This is a genomic window from Streptomyces sp. NPDC094034 (assembly GCF_040303865.1).
GTDB lineage: Bacteria > Actinomycetota > Actinomycetes > Streptomycetales > Streptomycetaceae > Streptomyces.
This window is the reverse complement of record NZ_JBEOUD010000002.1, coordinates 15,984-29,675: the sequence shown is the minus strand read 5'-3', so window position 1 is coordinate 29,675 and position 13,692 is coordinate 15,984. Positions and strand designations below refer to the sequence as shown.

Annotated in this window: 14 protein-coding genes; all 14 read right to left on the bottom strand. The window is 64.7% G+C overall.

What is annotated here, in order from left to right; translation table 11 throughout:
• Nucleotides 1-80 precede the first annotated feature (80 nt).
• On the bottom strand, nucleotides 81-1,934 hold the full coding sequence (locus ABTZ59_RS02695) for a DNA polymerase (protein ID WP_351389126.1): 1,854 nt from the start codon (nucleotides 1,932-1,934) through the stop codon (nucleotides 81-83).
• A gap of 71 nt (nucleotides 1,935-2,005) precedes the next feature.
• A complete protein-coding gene (locus tag ABTZ59_RS02690) occupies nucleotides 2,006-3,832 on the bottom strand; it encodes a phage/plasmid primase, P4 family (RefSeq protein ID WP_351389122.1) in 1,827 nt (608 codons plus the stop codon).
• Nucleotides 3,833-4,427: 595 nt separating this feature from the next.
• Nucleotides 4,428-4,961: a hypothetical protein gene (locus ABTZ59_RS02685; RefSeq protein WP_351389119.1), complete on the bottom strand. Its 534-nt coding sequence runs from the start codon at nucleotides 4,959-4,961 to the stop codon at nucleotides 4,428-4,430.
• Between the two features lie 245 nt (nucleotides 4,962-5,206).
• Complete coding sequence (locus ABTZ59_RS02680) at nucleotides 5,207-5,395, bottom strand: hypothetical protein (protein ID WP_351389116.1); 189 nt, start codon at nucleotides 5,393-5,395, stop codon at nucleotides 5,207-5,209.
• 101 nt (nucleotides 5,396-5,496) lie between these two features.
• A complete protein-coding gene (locus tag ABTZ59_RS02675) occupies nucleotides 5,497-5,967 on the bottom strand; it encodes a DNA (cytosine-5-)-methyltransferase (RefSeq protein ID WP_351389113.1) in 471 nt (156 codons plus the stop codon).
• A 52-nt stretch (nucleotides 5,968-6,019) separates the two neighbouring features.
• Nucleotides 6,020-6,577 (bottom strand): DNA cytosine methyltransferase, encoded by a 558-nt coding sequence (locus tag ABTZ59_RS02670; RefSeq protein ID WP_351389110.1) that lies wholly within the window; start codon nucleotides 6,575-6,577, stop codon nucleotides 6,020-6,022.
• A 19-nt stretch (nucleotides 6,578-6,596) separates the two neighbouring features.
• On the bottom strand, nucleotides 6,597-7,292 hold the full coding sequence (locus ABTZ59_RS02665) for a recombination directionality factor (protein WP_351389107.1): 696 nt from the start codon (nucleotides 7,290-7,292) through the stop codon (nucleotides 6,597-6,599).
• Between the two features lie 84 nt (nucleotides 7,293-7,376).
• Nucleotides 7,377-8,213 (bottom strand): hypothetical protein, encoded by an 837-nt coding sequence (locus tag ABTZ59_RS02660; RefSeq protein ID WP_351389105.1) that lies wholly within the window; start codon nucleotides 8,211-8,213, stop codon nucleotides 7,377-7,379.
• 137 nt (nucleotides 8,214-8,350) lie between these two features.
• A complete protein-coding gene (locus tag ABTZ59_RS02655) occupies nucleotides 8,351-8,929 on the bottom strand; it encodes a deoxynucleotide monophosphate kinase family protein (RefSeq protein ID WP_351389102.1) in 579 nt (192 codons plus the stop codon).
• Entirely contained in the window at nucleotides 8,926-9,153 is a 228-nt protein-coding gene (locus tag ABTZ59_RS02650) for a hypothetical protein (RefSeq protein WP_351389099.1), read from the bottom strand. Before ABTZ59_RS02650 ends, ABTZ59_RS02655 begins: the two co-directional genes overlap by 4 nt.
• 117 nt (nucleotides 9,154-9,270) lie before the next feature.
• Nucleotides 9,271-10,272 carry a peptidoglycan-binding protein gene (locus tag ABTZ59_RS02645; RefSeq protein WP_351389096.1) on the bottom strand — a complete coding sequence of 334 codons (1,002 nt, stop codon included), beginning with the start codon at nucleotides 10,270-10,272 and terminating at the stop codon, nucleotides 9,271-9,273.
• A gap of 75 nt (nucleotides 10,273-10,347) precedes the next feature.
• Complete coding sequence (locus tag ABTZ59_RS02640) at nucleotides 10,348-10,602, bottom strand: hypothetical protein (RefSeq protein WP_351389093.1); 255 nt, start codon at nucleotides 10,600-10,602, stop codon at nucleotides 10,348-10,350.
• 17 nt (nucleotides 10,603-10,619) lie between these two features.
• Nucleotides 10,620-12,566 carry a hypothetical protein gene (locus ABTZ59_RS02635; protein WP_351389090.1) on the bottom strand — a complete coding sequence of 649 codons (1,947 nt, stop codon included), beginning with the start codon at nucleotides 12,564-12,566 and terminating at the stop codon, nucleotides 10,620-10,622.
• Between the two features lie 281 nt (nucleotides 12,567-12,847).
• Nucleotides 12,848-13,687 (bottom strand): hypothetical protein, encoded by an 840-nt coding sequence (locus ABTZ59_RS02630; RefSeq protein WP_351389087.1) that lies wholly within the window; start codon nucleotides 13,685-13,687, stop codon nucleotides 12,848-12,850.
• Nucleotides 13,688-13,692: the final 5 nt, after the last annotated feature.

The window sequence follows — 13,692 nt, the reverse complement described above, 5'->3', positions numbered from 1 at the left end:
ATAGCGTGACTGACCGAGCGAGGTGCGAGGCTTTCGTTATGGAACAGACACCGCCTGGTGTACAACTCGGTGACGATCAGTCAGTAACTAGCGCCGTACAGGCTGCCCCACGACCGGCCACCTATCTCCGCTTCGGCCTCGATGGGCACACCAAAGAGTTCCCAAGTCATGCACCGCTCGAACTCGCGGGCAATCTCTTCCGCTTCCTTGCGCGGAGCCGACGCGAGGATTTCGTCATGGATCGGCAAGCGGCAGTGTTCGAGCAGACCGGCGGACTCGGCGTTGAGCATGGATTGCCCCAGCACGTCACGGGCCGCGGACTGGCACATGTAATTGGTCACCGCATAGGTTCGGTCACGGTCCAAAGGCAGTCGGCGACCGGTTGCCGAGATCGAGACCATGCCGGTTTGGAATGCCTCACGCTGCCATCGGGAAGCGGCACGGCGGATCTCCGGATACAGCTTGTCGTATGCCCGTAGTGCCCGCTGTACGTCCTCGATGGGGGCGCCGGACTGCCTCGAAATCGTCTGTGCTCCGCCGCCGTATACCTTTCCGAATCCGATTGCTTTAGCTAGCTTGCGGTGGGCTTTGGTGAAGTTCTTCCCGAATACGATTCGGGCGGTGAAGTCGTGCAAGTCTTCGCCCCCGGATATCGCCTCTTTCATCCGGCGGACATTGGCGAGGGCAGCGAGAACGCGCATTTCCACGGCAGAAAAGTCCGTCGAAATGATCACGTGCCCGTCGTCTGCGAGGAGACAGCGCCGGATCATCGCGTCCGAGGACGGAAGCGTCTGGAGTGCGGGCCGCGTGATCGACATACGGCCCGTGCGGGCAGCGAGCGGGGATATGAAGGGGTGCACGCGTCCCGCGGCATCCACGGTGTCCAGGAAGGTGCGCGCGTACGCCTTCCCCCACTTCCCTGCCCGCTTGGACTTGAGCACCGCGAGGGCGAGCGGGTTCGGTGTGCGGAGCCCAAGGGGTTCGCCCTGTAGAGACAGGTCCGCGAGGCGGGACAAGACCGCCTTGTCTACCTTCACCGCGCCCGAGTCGGTGTGCTCGGTCAGTGCCTCGCCCATGCCCGCGAAGGCGTCCGCGAGTTGTGCGTTCGAGTTGACGTTCAGCACCCCGTACCGCGCGGCCTGGTCGGCGTAGTGCTGTGCGTCCTGGCGTAGCCGGCGGTCGAGCTGGTGCGTGTAGTCGAGATCGAGCACCAGGCCCGTGCGTTGCATGACCGCGCACAGCCTCGCTATCTCGTGCTCGTACGTCACCAGCTCGGGGCGCACGTCCAGCCGCGCGAGTTCGCGCCGTAGTACGGGCTCAAGGCGTGCGGTCAGCAGAACGTCAAGTCCCGCGTAGAGCAAGTAAGTTGGGTCGGTTGCGGGGATTCCCGCCCACCCAGTTTCCTTCGTGAGCCCGAGCCCCCTGAACACCGCTGTCAGGCCCGATTGCGTGTCCGGGGCCGCGGCGTCCACCCAGTGTGCGGAAAGAGGCTTGAGCCCCGTTCCTATCCCGCCCTCTTGGGGTTGGCGCGGGTCTACCAGGCTCGCCAGGATGCGGGTATCCGTGGTGCGGTCCCATGCGGTCAGCTCGTCCAGCGGAATACCGCCGTGCCGGTCCAACACAAGCCAGTCGTAAGAGGCATTGTGAATCAACAGATGCGGAATCCGTAGGATCGCATCCCGCGCGTAGGACTCGAAATATCCGCCCCGTTCGTACAGGATCACCCATGCGTCGTGCGCATCGCCGAATTGCACTGTCCGGAGCCGAAACGTCGGGCTGAACACATCGAGCCCTGTTGTCTCGGTGTCGAGTGCGACGGGCCCGCGGTGCCGTACCTCGTAGAGCCACTTCCAGAATTCGTTTAGATCGTCGGTGTTCTCGGGAACCCGGATTGTCACGGGCTCGCCGGCTATCTCGTGCCGAAATGTGATCATGCTTCCCCCCGAAAGCAAAATAGGGGGCCGCCCACCGGTGAAGGTGAGCAGCCCCCTTTAAGGTGTGGTGCCTACTTGCCGAATATCCCCGGGCCGACCGCATCGGGGCTTTCGTCGGCGAGGCGGAGACAGCCGAGCGCGATTCCCTTGTTGGTCCGCTTCTTGACCGCCCCGCGTTCCTCCATGGCTTCGTAAAATGCCCTGCGGGTCCACTGTTCCTTTGCGGGCAGGTTCTCGGCCTCGCACCAGTCGCGGTAATGGTTGAATGCGTCGTTGCCGTTCATCACAACCGACTCGTCGGCCCATTCGAGAACGCCCGGAATGAAGCCCGCGAGCGGGTCCGACGTCTCGCGGTACTCCTGTGATGCACCCGTGATGACCTGCGGGTCTCTCAGTCCCTCGCGGTACCAGGCCACCGCTCCGGCAACCGCCCATGCGGCGATTCCATCGGACTCGGCAAGTAGCTTTCGGTCCAAATCGGGGTCACGTTCGGCGGGTGCAAACCACCGCTTGAAAGGCAGCAGCTTGACCCGTCGCCAAAGCCCCTCGTCCTGAGACTTGAACTTGGGCTTATGGTTCGTCGCGAGCAGCAGCAGAAATGAGGGTTTGAACTCGAAGAACTCTTGGCGCAGGAACCTTGCCGAGATCATGTCCTTACCGGTTACCCGCTTGAGGATGGATTCCGACATGGCCTTGCCCGCCTCGCCCTCGGACGCCATGACGAGGCGTGAGCCGCGGAGCGCCGCAACATCGTTCGGGATACCACCGCTCTTGCGTTCCTCGAACGTGCTAAACGGGGTCGTGCGGGTGATGGCACGGAATACCGATGTAACGGTGTCCACCAGGACCGATTTACCGTTGGCGCCTTTCCCCCACAAAACCCCGAATGCTTGTTCCGTGGTGTGGCCGGTGATCCCGTAGCCGATGAGCCGCTGAATGTAAGCGGGCATCTCCGGCATTCCCGGGAAGATCTCGGCGAGGAAGGATTCCCACCGCGGGCACTGCGCGTCGGGGTCGTAGTGGATATCGAGCCCGTATGTCAGTAGGTCGCTCTGGTCGTGTGGGCGGAGTCGGCCCGTGCGCAAATCGACGGTCCCGTTACGGAAGTTCAACAGGTCGGGCCGGTCGTCAAAGTCGGTGGCATTGATGCTGACGTTGGGGACGGACTGCAACTCGGTCAGCAGCGCATCTATTCGGCTGGTCATGGTGAATCCGCGCGCCAACTGGTTCTGTCCGGCGAGGACGAGAGCGGCCCCCATGCGGTGGATTTCCTGCCGGACCCGCATGTCCGAGCGGACCCAGACCGAGCCGTTCCACGTGTAGAACCCGAGCCCGGACGCATAGCGGATACGGCCCCCGCTCCATGCCACCAACGCATGGGCATTCATCGCGTCGCTCTCGCCGTACGTACCGACGAGCTTGGACAGGATCTCGGCCGCTTCTGCGCCCTGGTCGCGGGACACGGTGTCGGCGCCGGTCCGGTTGGTCAGTTCGGCGGTACGGGCTGCCGCTTCCCGCTCGGCGGTGTCGCGCACCGGTCGGGCCGACTTCACCGCGCGGTGCAGCTCGGTGGGGAACGCGGACGGGTCGCGCTCGCGCCAGTCGGTCAGGTCGTCGCCCGGGTTCGGGATGTCGAGTACGTACGCGGTGATCCCGTGGGTGGTCAGTCCCTCCGCGAGACGCGACGAAAAGCCGTTGCCCGCACGGTCGTTGTCCCCGGCGAGGATGACGAGCTGTCCGCGCAGACCGTCGGCGAGTTCCTGCACCAGCTCGGGCGAGCCGGCGAGACTCGCGCCCCGGATCGCTACCGCGTCGTAGCCGCATGCAACGGCCGTGAGTGCGTCCCCGGGGCCCTCGGTGATCAGGGTTGTCCCGTATCCGCCCTGACCGCGAATCACGCCGTACGGGGCCCACCTGTACCCCCGCGGGTTCCGCAGGGACACCCACCGACCCGGACACTGTCCGGTCAGGTCGCGCCCCTGTAGGCCGCGCGGCACCGAGTCGAACCCGACCAGCGGAACCGTCACCCGGGTGAACGATCGGTACGCACGGGACAGGTGGGGGAAGTCGGCGCCCTGGTGCCCGTCGTCCAGGCCGATCCCGAGATCTGCGGCCGTGGCCAGGTCGAGCCCGAACCGGTCGGACAGGTAGTTCCGGGCCCGCTCGGACCACGGGCCGGCGAAGTCTCCGAGGGCGAGCGAGCACCGGTCCACGTACGCAGCGAGCGCCGCTGTGTGCGCGACGGGGACGAGCTGCGGGCGCTCGGCCGGAACCGTGGCACCCGGGCCGCTCACGTCGAACAGATCACCCCACCCGAGCCGTACCGCCGAGATCACGTCCGCCGTGGCGCACCCCGCGCGACAAGTCATCCGGACCTTGTTGTCCGCACCCCTCCAAATACGGAGCGACGGGCGCGAGTCGGTGTGTGCGGGGCACAGAGCCGAGTAACCCCCGTCGCTCTCCTCGGCCACCTGAGAGAACCGCCCGAGCAGATCAGCGAACAGCACGGGTACTCACCCCCTCGGGGACGAGTCGGCGGAAGTCCGCGAGCAAGTGCGCAAAGTCCCGCACGGTCGTGGTCAGGTACCACCGGGACGTGTCGAGCCCGCGGAGCGAGACCGACCAGCCGTAGAACGCGGCGAACTCATCCGCGGGCATGCCGAGGGCGAGCCGCACCCGGGTCCACATGCGCACTGAGACGTGTACGCGGCCCATGGCGACCGAGGACCCGCGCACCTTCCGCACGACGATTCCATACGGGAATCCCGCGTGCCTCGCTTCAATCTCTGCCTGACGAATCCACGTCGGTACGGCGGGGCTCCGGGTGTTCTTCGCTTCCAGCACGAACGGGGCCGCGTGGATATCTCCCACGTCCTTTGCGCCCTCTTGCGCGGGTCGGCGCACGTTGCCCCCGTCAAACGGGTTCAGGAATGCGCCGGACTCGTCCACCAGGCCGAGAAAAGCGTTTAGGTAGTCCCGCACCGCGCTTTCCCACTGTGTCCCCTTGGCCTTGTTCGGGTTAGCCATGGTCCGACCCCTGGTCCACTCGGGCACCCCGGGCCATGGCATGGGCCGCAGCAGCGAGATACCGAATCCAGTCGGGGCGCTGCCGGTAATCCGGATACAGCCGCACCGTGTCCCCCGGGCCGAGGGCTCGAACGTCACCGAGTGACGGAGCCGACTTGGCCGAAATAGTGATGTGCATTGATCCCCCCATACGAAAGGGCCGACCACACCCCGCGGGTACGGTCGGCCCTTTCTGTGTCGTGCTGTTACGCGTCGCGTTCGCCGGTAGCATCCGGGATGATCAGCCGGACGTGCTCGGCGGAAATCCATTCGCGCCGCAGCGAACGGCGCTTGGTGAAACCGGATTCCACTCCAGTCGGGCGAATGCGGAGCATCGGCCGTAGCCGTCCGTCCACCAGTCGCGCGGTCACCTTGTCCACAATGGCGTCAGCCATCCGAACCCGGTTTCCCTGACGAGCCGCGTACGCGACTAGATCCCCCTTGTAAAGTTCCTCGCCCCCGTAATCGGTGACGACCCCCCGCTTAGCCATTGCGGCTACTCCTCTTTGTAGTTCATCAAATGCAGGTAGGCCATGAATGCCTGTTGGCTGACGACGCCGTTACCTGCGGCCTTGATTTGCCGGGAGCGATTGAGTCCCGGAATGTGCGTGATCCACCCGCGCGGCAATCCCATAAGCCATTCCGCGAAAACGGAGGCGAGGCGACGACCACCGCGGGGCCCGAACTCGACCGGTATCGGAGCCGGCGAGCCCATGAGGGTTTCCCAGCGGTGCACAGCGGGCGCGTACTCGGCCCACCATTCCGGCGGGGAATGAAAGGCGCCCGGGGTTTCCTCGGCAATCTCCGGGTCAACGGGCAGCAGATATGAAACCTCATCATCGAGCGTCGGTCCGTGACCACCCGCACGCCGTTTATCAGGGTGCTGCGGAGCCCCGTTGGTGCCCAAATTTGCGGTCGGTGTTTTGAACAGCTTTACGGCTCGGTCCTTGTCGAATAGCCGCGCCACGGCGGTTACAAGATCCTGCCCGCCGCTTCCCTGCCGTTCGTCCCGTGCGAAATCAGGTCCCTTGGATGCGTCCGACGCGAGTGGAGTTGGTAGAAGGGGTGGCGATGCAGAACCACCGATCTCGCATGTGGGGGGCTCCAGTAGCGGACGCGCGGAAGCAACACCACCGAGCGTCATACCCGCACGCGGCCAATCCCGCGAGTACGTGCGCCAAGCCCCGGTTTCGGATGGCGGATACGTTCTCCAGGAAAACGAACCGTGGTCGAAGAACGCGAACGGCCCCGAGGACGCTTTCCCAGATGCCCGACCTTTCGCCATGAATGCCCGCCCGTTTCCCTGCGTTGGATATGTCTTGGCAGGGGAACCCCGCCGTAATGATGTCCACCTCTCCCGCGATGGTGGCCCAATCGAATTGGGTAATGTCTCCGATGTTGCGTGCGTGCGGATAGCGGGTGGCCAGGATCAAGGACGCGTACGGGTCGATGTCCGCCACGATCTTGATCCTGTCCCCGGTCAGAGCCTCGACAGCCCGACCGATCCCCCCGTATCCGGCGCACAGCTCAAGAATTGGGATGCGTTTCCCCCGTGAATGAGGGGCCCCAGGAATCATTCCCGGGGCCCCGCACCGGCTAGAACTTGGGCTCGGCGATTGCGTCGTTGTAGGACTTGAGAACGCGGATTACCGGCTTTCGGTAAGAAACGTCGCGCCCCTTCTTCGTGGTGTACTCGACCAGCTCAAGTTCCAGGGAACACAGGGCCTCGGCGCCGATCTTGTCGAGAGCGTTCTCCACCTCGTGCAGAACTTCGGCGAGCTTCCATGAACCGGTCTGGAGACGGAAAAGGCCAAGGTCGTAATCCTCGGCGAGACGGAACGTCACGGAAATGGACGGAGCCGGACCCCGCTTGGCCTTTGCAGCGGCCTTGCGGTCCTCCATGAGTTCCGGGCAGCGGCACGGCTTGCCCTTGTCCTCGTCCGGGGAAAGAAACTCGACACCATCACAGTGGTGAATGAGCGCCGAGCCGTTCCACAGCTTGAGATCGGACGAAATGGCATCCGTGCCGGAAAGAACTACCGTCACCTTGTTCTGAGCGGTCAGAATCTCGATGAAATTTTCCGACGTGGAATCGGTCTCGACCGGAGAACCGCCCATGAGCTGAGAAATGGCGTCGGCAACCTCCGGGTCGCCGGTCGTCACACGCCACTCGGCGAGGGCAACAGGAATGCCGTTCTCCTGCTTACCGCCGTGGAAGCGACCAACGGTGTCATCGGAAAACGTCGCCTTGGGCTTGGCGGACGGGTCGGTCTCGAAAATACGAATAGCCATGTGGCTAATCCCCCCTGGTTTTGGGCATGAAAAAAGGCGGACCGTAGGACTTCGGCTCGCCTGGTCTTTGGTGATACGGGTCGGTCAGCTTGCGCGGCGCTGTGTTCCGGTGATCAGCCGGCGGACGCTCTGCGCAATCGGGCTGCCGAACACGGTCTTACTGATCTCGCGGTCCCACTGGAATACATGCCGCAGCGTCAGAAACACATTGAAGATCTCTTCGTCAATCCGGACGGGCTTGAACACCCAGCCTTCCGGAGTGATGTGAAGAACTGCCGCGCCGTCCACCTTGGGCATGGGCTCGGACGTGCCATCGGGCGAGATGATCCGGTCCGCGTGCGCGTAGGCGGAGAGCTGTAGCGCAACGTCGGGATATGCGCTCTTACTGGTCTTCCAGTCGACCAACAGCGTGTGCCACTCGCCGTTTTCGTGGTCGGGCTTTCCGTCCTCGCCGAGCCGGACGCGAATCAGCGCGTCAAAAGAGCCCGCGTAAGCGTGCTCGTCCGACCAACACACGTCCTCGGCCCGGATGAGTTGCGGGCGCACCGCGAGCAGGAATTCAGCGAACCCGAGCCGGTAGGGCTCAAGGTCGGGATGCACGCGCCCGATCTCCTCAAGGCGGATCATGCGTTCAAACAGGTCGTGTGCGCCAGATCCCACCTTGGCCCGGAGATTGGTGTACCGGGTGTGTGAGTTGCGTAGAAAGTCGATTGCCCCCGCGGGGTCGCGCTCGGCGATTGCCCGCACGGCGTCCAGGTTCTCAACCGCCGTTACCGCGGTCATGCGAGCAGCCCAGAACGTCAAGAAAGGCTTAGGGAGCATCCCGACAATGGAAGTGACCCCGGGCACCTTCTCGGCGCTCTCAGGGTGGATGTAGAAACGCGAGCCACCGCGCTTGATGGTCCGGATGGTTCCGGGCATGGCTGGTCCCCCTCGGGAATGGATGGTTGAGGTAGAGGGGGTGGCAGAGTGACGGTTCTAACCGGTTTTTTGGGAACGCTAGAAAAAACAAGAAAGAAGAGGATCGGGGGTCACTCTCGCCACCCCGACACCCGCTGTCAGCGGCGGACCGCGAGCGTGTCCACCAGCGCGCAAAGGTCGTCGAGTGAGCCCGCGTTGGGGATCGTCACGTCCGCCGGGTACGCGTCTAGGTCGAGTTCGGAGACGTGGCGGGCAGCCTCGCCCCCAGCAGTCGCCCCGGGCCGCTCGATACGGACCATGAGGGCCCCCGCGGCGCGCAGTGCGTCCGCCTCGTTCGCGTAGCGCACATCGGAGACGACCACGGGCAGGGACCACCGGTCGGCAGTGCCGATCTTGTCCAGTGCCATGCGGAGCCAGAAATCAGGGTCATCCGTGCGCACGGTCTCGCCGAGATGCTGCAACGTCCGGCGCACCTCTGGATAGCCGTTCTTCGCCCGGTCCCACCCGTACCGCTTCACCACGTCGGACAGACGGATCGGAAGCGCCCCGTACGACGTGCCCTCGGCCCCAACGATGGGGTCGAGCCGTAGGGCGGATTCCTTGAGCGGGTCCGCGAACGCCACCCGCACGAACTGATAGGCCGAGACGAGCCGAGCGGCTGCCGAGTCCTTCCCCGACCCCGCTCGGCCCATCAGAGCGACGTGCCGATAGCTCACGCGTCGGCCTGGTCGTCGCCCTGGTGCTCGTCGGCCTGGTGCTCGCCGGCCGCAGCAGTCTTGTTGTCCTCGGCGCGCTGCACCGCCTCACCGGTACCGAGCACCGCGGCGACCAGGCCGAGGACAAGCGCGCTCGGCAGCTCGGGCACGTAGTGCGCCACCAGTGCGAGAGCGGCGACCGCCACGGCGTAGATACGGGCCGGATGAGTGTGGATGAACGGCATAGAGGTTCCCCCTGTTGTGTCGGTGTGTTCGGTGTGTTGTGTTGCTGTCTGTGAACGGTCGGGCGTTTGCATTCCCGAGCTGGTCCACGCCGAGCCGTAAACAGTCACGGGGCGTGGTCAGACCGCCGGGACCTTAAGCGCGTCCCAGGTCATCGCTCCGGGCCAGCCGTCCGCGTCGGCCCCGGAGAACCCGCGCTTTCGCTGCCACACCGCGTACGAGTTGCGGTCCGCCGTGGTCCACTGCGGCCCCGGGCCTGACGTGTAGCGCCCGCACCCCTCGGCGACCAGCCGGCGACCCATGGCAGTGACCAGCGGAGAGCGCGGGTTCTTCTTGAACCACGCGGTCCCCGGGAACGGGGCAAGAGCGGGCTTGCCCGGGGTCGAGCCGAGCAGCCGCGCGAGGCTGTCCGGTCCGGGCACTCCGTCCGCGTCGGCACCCGTGTAACCCAACGACCGCTGAAATGCCCCGTAGTTGAGCGTGTCCGCATCCGTCCACGTCGGGCCCGGACCCACGGTGTAGTGCTTGCCGAACCCGCGCTTCACCAGGGCCTGACCGACGCGCGTTACGTGGTCGCCCTTGGCGCCGTAGCCGTAGGCCAGTCCGCCGATGGTCACCCGGGCCCGCGAGGGCGACGAGCTGCCCCCGGACGAGCTGCCCGAGTAGGCGGGGCGCCCGAACCCGAGAACCTGCGAACGTGTGCGGACGCGCCGATAGCAGCCGTCCCCGTTGCCCTGACTGCCCGCGTTGCCCGAGGACGTGTTGCCTTCAATCGTGCGAATGCTCGCGCCCGCGGCAGAGTTCTCGGTGACGATGCCGACGTGATCGGCAACAGGTCCGCCGTCCCACGAATAGAACACGATGTCCCCGCGCTTAACGGCCGCGTTCTTGCCGAACCACTGACCGCGAGTACGGAACCAATTCGCGTGCGACGGGCAGTAGGCAAACCGTCCGACTGCACCCGCGTTCCCGCTTCGGTGCGCCCAGTAGCTCACCGCCATGTCGCACCACGGGTTGTGATCCAGCCCGTACCAAGCACCGTGCTTGGTCTTGTTGTTGGGGCCTTCCTTATAGCCAACGTCCGCCGCAGCAGCGGACAGCATGGCGTCAATGCCTGACATGTTCCCCCTTGTTTTGGGCATGAGAAAGCCCCGCCCAGTAAGCCCGAACGGGGCTAGTCTTTCGGTCGCTCGGCTCTAGCCGGCGAGGCGTGCGACGGTCAGTCCCGCAGCAACGACAGTCGCCACCGCGGTAATCAGCGCGACGGGAAGAACGAATCGCCCCCGCTCGCTTTCAAGCCCACGGATACGGGTCTCGTGATCCTCTAGCGTCTCGTCCACGGATTCCCCTTGTTGTCCGAGCCGTTGAACGTCGCCCCGGAGCCCCACTACTTCGTCATAGATTTCACGGGCCCCGATACGCACACCCAAAGGCTCATCGGTCTCGTCCATTTCTCCCCCTCGGTCTGTCACGATGGCGGGGGCGCATTGGGACGGGTCGGCGGGTCCGGAGTAAGCCCCGCATCGGCGGGCAATCCGTTGGTCTGGGTTCCCCGCAGTGTCAGTGATTGTTTGATGACTCCGCTGTCCCCCGACACACGGTTTCCGATGACCCACGCAAGAGTGTCAAGTGTTGCGCCCGTGGTGTCGACCACCCGCACCACGTCCCCAAGTTCAATTCTCGGGTCGGGAAGCACTTCTACCGACTGCAACAGCGGTGGGGGGAATGCCCCTGCGTCGCGCAGTGCCTCGGCGAGGGACCGCCCGGAGGCGGAATCCTGTACCCATCCCTTTACGTCGTGTTCCAGCGTTTGTATGCCGTAGTGCCTTTGGCTGGCGGTGTTCCACGCTGTCCAGCTCGACGGAACGGGTTTGCTGTACTCCGCCTGAACAAGGGAGATCAGCGAGGCTCCGTGGTAATAGAGTGTGGTGGTGCTGCGGTTGTGGGCGGTGATGGTGGCCGTGGTTCCCGAGCGGGTAACACGTACGTCGACGGCGCCATGTGCCAGGGATGTTGTCGTTCCTGCGCCAACGCGGAACGTGATCCGGTTGGGCCCGCCCACGGTTTCGGTTGTCGATGTCCTCGGGGTGCGTGGGTCCCGGAAGTCCTCGCCGATTGTGACTGTCCGGGTGAGGGTGGTCCCCCCGGCAATGGCAATGGGGGCGGGTGAGTCATCGAATCTTTCGGGTCCCGCCGAGATGACAAATGCCCAGTCTTCCCAGCGCACACGGCAGTGATTCCGGCACGCGTCGATTTCCTCTCGCACCTTCAGAGAGCTGATTTCCCGAGCGGATTTGACAGTCAGCGCCGCCGTGGTCGGTACGGTGGTCCACCGGGTGTGGTTGCGCCACAGGAAATGACCGTCCGCGTTGAACTCGGCGGTGGCCAGTGTCGCTCTTGCTATCTCGTTGATCACGTCCCATGCGGAGCCAGTCACTGCCGGAACAGACCGTAGAGGAAACATGGGTTGGTCGAGTCCCGCTGTGCGTTTCCATGTCCCGGATTGCGTTACCTCGGCGAGGCTGGCCGGTTTGGCTGCACGTTGGCTCACCTGAAAGCATTCCGCGACTGTGTTCACCACGGTCAACGTCACCTGATATACGTGGCCGGCTGGTGCAGGAGTGGTACTGAAAACCCCGTTGCTCAGGTACGCCGGAATATTATCGGGCCCGGTGATGACGGGTGCGAGTGTGGCAACCCCTACGGTCGACCATGTGAGCCACCATCCGATATGGAAGCGGCCCGGAACGGTCACCGGGTTCCATGTCCATTGGAGAGCCTGATTCTTCGTGTGGTCTGAGTTGGCGCCGCTCCACGCTGTGATCTTCCCGGTTATGAAGTCCACTTCCATCGTGACGAAATGGGGAACTCCGACCGTCCACAACTCGGTGTTGATGCGTACGACTTTGCTTGTGGTGCCCTGTCGGGTGTCCGTCCAGAATTCAAACCAGAGACCGTCTGCGTGCCGGTTGACCGGCAACAGCTCGGGAATGTAGGTGATCACGCTCGGAGATGCCAGACCGCCGATGATCCCTGATTCAAATGGGGCGTTGGCCTTTCCCCATTTGGACAGGTCCCCGTACATCCATTCCAGATATCCGATGTTGGCGTTGGCACCCCCGTGCAACGACGCGTAGAGAATGCTGGTCTCTCGCGGGGGCGGGCATGTGTGGATTCCCGCACCGCGCAACAGGTGGTCAACCACCCACACCGGGGATGCCACCCATGAAGCCCATGTAGCAGCGCTGCTCAGGGCTCCGTCGGGGCGGGGCAGTTCGGCCGGGTGCCGCAGTCGCTCGGCTCCGTCCAGCGCGGTGACCGCCACCTGATCCGCACCGGATGCAGCCTCACGCGAACGGACTGTGCCGCGGAACGTGCCGAGGGTCTGCGCGTTCAGTCCCCATTCATGGGTCACGGACTGTCCGGGACGGACCACGTCACCTGTTGCCCTCGGAGCCCACGGGCCGTAGAGAGCGGCAGCTGACTTGTCCCCGGTCCCGCCAAGGGACAGTTCCAGCTCTGCGGACGACACCCCAGAGAACGCGCGCATAGCGGGCGGTAGGTCGGTGCTGTATGTCTGGTCAAGTGCCCATGTCTGCACTTGAGTTGAGACGTCTCGTCCTCCGAGCCTGGTCGTCTGCGCGGCGGACCGCTCACCTTCGGCGAGTGCTGCTGTCAGCCGGCTGTCTGCGGGTTTCACCGAGTCACCTCCACCAGCTCTAGACCGATGTCCCGATACCGCCCGTCCCCGGGCGAGGCTGCATGGCTGTAACGGGTGATGCTGAAAGCGGGGCATCCCTCCCCGACTGTCACCGGGGCCCCGCGCACCAGCTCCGCGGACACGTCGCTCGTAGCAAAGATCGACGCGCCGAGTATCCACAACCCAACTGCCGAGAACCGCACGGCCGGACGGACGAACGCAACACCAGCGGGCACGGTGCGCACGATCGGCGCGGCACCGGTGCTTGTGGCCGTACTGGTCGTCGTTCCCGTTGCGTCGATCCACTGCATCCGGTGTTGAGCAATCGGAGCGCCGTTCGCTACCAACCCCGGAGCCCACCACGTGACGACCATGCCCGGAGTCACCGGGTACCCGGGCCACACCGGGTGTTGCCAATACAGGTCCGGGCCCAGACTCGCGGGCACGTTCTCGACAGACACCGTGACCGGTACGTGGGCACCGAAGTCCCCGCCGTACAAGATGATGTCGTTGCCGGACCATGCCCACTTCGCCGATGCCCCGAGCCCCGCCCCCTGAGCACCGGACAGCAGATTCCGGGCGAGCGGGTCCACCAGGGCGACCGGGCCCGGAGCGTCGATGCGCCGCGCGAGGCGGTCAAGGTGGGCAACGTCCCCCGCTGCCATGGCGGACCATCCGAGCTTCAGCCGGCGAGGCTGGACCGGGGGCGCCCACGTGGTGACACCTCCGGAAAGGGCTCGGAACTCCGTCACGGAAAGGTCCGGTGACCGGTCGAAACTTGCAGCACCGTCAACGATCTCCCGCATGGTTCCCGGCAATCCGATCCACATGTTCAACCGCT